At 60.1% G+C, this 1,481-nt stretch carries 1 protein-coding gene; it reads right to left on the reverse strand.

From position 1 onward, the window contains the following. The coding region (locus tag ACYVHK_RS24700; RefSeq protein ID WP_460537747.1) for a cache domain-containing protein at positions 1-865 on the reverse strand (865 nt) is incomplete at its 3' end. Between the last annotated feature and the right edge of the window lie 616 nt (positions 866-1,481).

Consider the following 1,481-nt stretch of genomic DNA (forward strand, 5'->3'; position numbering starts at 1 on the left):
AGGAGACCGTCTCCGCCATCTCGCCGATGCTGTCGGCGCTCTCGCGGATCTGCCGGATCAGCTCCCGCAGTTGCGTCTGCATCTCGCTGATCCGGCTCAGCAAGCTGTCCTTGTCATTACCGTCAAGTTTGATCGGCGTATCCAGCTGCCCCGCCGCGATACGCTGCACCACGTCGACCGTGTAGGCAGGTTCGCCACCGAGCTGGCGCAAGACGCTTTTGTCCACCAGCAGGCAGACCAGCACGACGATGCCCAGCGGAAACAGCGCGATCAGCAACTCCTTGAGCAGATTGCTGCGGAAGGCCGCATCCACATCGTCGGTATAGATACCAGTCCCCACCATCCAGTTCCAGGCATCAAAGCGCATGACGAACTGCAGCTTGGGCACCGGATCCTTGCCACCGGGGCGCGGGAAGTTGGTCGGCACAAAGGCCTCGGACTGGCTCTTGAGCGCGCCGGTCATATCGCGGATCAGGTAGTTGCCATACCCGTCCTTGAGCTTGTCCAGCATATTCTGGCCAGCAAATTCGGGTTTGAGCGGGTGCATCACACCCACGCCGTCCATGGTCCAGATGTAGTAGTAGTCGGTCTTGCCGTCGGCCCCACCATATCGGGCGTACTTGATCACTTCCTTGGCGCGGGCCTGGGCTTCTTCCTTGCTCAACTTGCCACTGGCTTCGAGCGACTGGTAGTAGGCAATCTGGTTGACCACCGCCTGCACGCCGCTCTGCACCAGTGCCTTGCGCCCTTCCAGCAGATTGGTACGCATTGAAAAAGCCGAGATCACGATCAACAGCAGCATGCCTGCCAGCGCCACGGCAACGACGATCGTCAGCCTGGCACGCAGGGAAAGGTTGGAAAACATGGGGAGCCTCGTCAAGATGGAATCACTACCCCGGTAGCCAGCGTAGCGCCAGCACCGGACCCATCCCTCCTGGGTATGGGAGTCTGCGCTCCCTGCTTCAAGATAGTTGATGACGCATAAAGCGCCAGCACGCCCGGCTCGGCCATGGCTCGACAGCCTTCCCCTCCCATGCATTTGTCGACAAATGCCTATGCATCTACACTCCCGCCCACCCCAAAGGGGTGCCTGACTATCGTCATATCTATTTGTTCATATCATTCAATCAGACCAAGCCAGCCGGCGCTGGTCTGACATATGAAGCAGTCGGCCCTTATCACCGAACTGGACCGTATCCAACAGGCGGATTTCTTTGATCTGGCGGTGCTGCCGCCTGTGCAGTAGGCCCTATCGGACGGTGGCAAAAAAAAGCGCAAAGCCGGCTCAGACCGGTTTGCGCTTTTTTGACGTCCACGCCCTCTGTCAGATACGGAAACGACCCACTGCGGCCCGGAGCTGCTCGGTCAAGCCATGCATGCGCCCCGTCACCTCGGCCGCCGTCCGCGCCGAGCTTGCATTGCTGTCGGCACTGCCCGAGATCCGGTCCACCTGCTGCGAGACCAGGTTGTTGGCGTGGGTC

The organism is Chitinimonas naiadis, from assembly GCF_054780835.1.